At 71.1% G+C, this 660-nt stretch carries 1 protein-coding gene; it reads left to right on the plus strand.

Annotated elements, in window-relative coordinates; translation table 11 throughout:
- Positions 1-660, plus strand: a 660-nt coding sequence (locus tag G3N99_RS41365; protein ID WP_241012121.1) for a methyl-accepting chemotaxis protein, incomplete at both ends; no start/stop codon positions are given.

Below are 660 nucleotides of genomic sequence, written 5' to 3' on the forward strand. Positions count from 1 at the left end.
CCACCTCGGCGCGGGCGAAATCGCGGGCGGCAACGCCGACCTGTCGGCGCGTACCGGCACGCAGGCCGCGTCGCTGGAGGAAACGGCCGCGAGCATGGAGGAACTGACGGCGACCGTCCGGCAGAACACCGACAGCGCGCGTGCGGCGAGCGCGCTGGCCGACGCGGCCCTCGAGGCGACGAGCCACGGCGGCGGCGTGGTCGACAGCGTGATCGACCGGATGCGCGGCATCGCGCAGAGCTCGGGGCGGATCGCGGAGATCATTTCGGTGATCGACGGCATCGCGTTCCAGACCAACATCCTGGCGTTGAACGCGGCGGTGGAAGCCGCACGCGCAGGCGAACAGGGGCGCGGCTTCGCGGTCGTCGCGGGCGAAGTGCGCTCGCTCGCGCAGCGCAGCGCGCAATCGGCGAAGGAGATCAAGGCGCTGATCGAGGATTCGGTCGCACAGATCAACGGCGGCGCGGAGCTGGTCGAGCGCGCCGGCGAGGCGATGCGGACGGTGTCGTCGTCGATCACGCGCGTCGTGCAGACGATGTCCGAGATCACCGCGGCGTCGGTCGAGCAGAGCGTCGGGATCGAGCAGGTGAACCAGGCCGTCACGCAGATGGATCAGCTCACGCAGCAGAACGCGGCGCTGGTGGAGGAGGTCGCGGCGGC

Source organism: Burkholderia sp. Ac-20392 (assembly GCF_017104585.1).
In the GTDB taxonomy this organism is placed as follows: Bacteria; Pseudomonadota; Gammaproteobacteria; order Burkholderiales; family Burkholderiaceae; genus Burkholderia; species Burkholderia lata.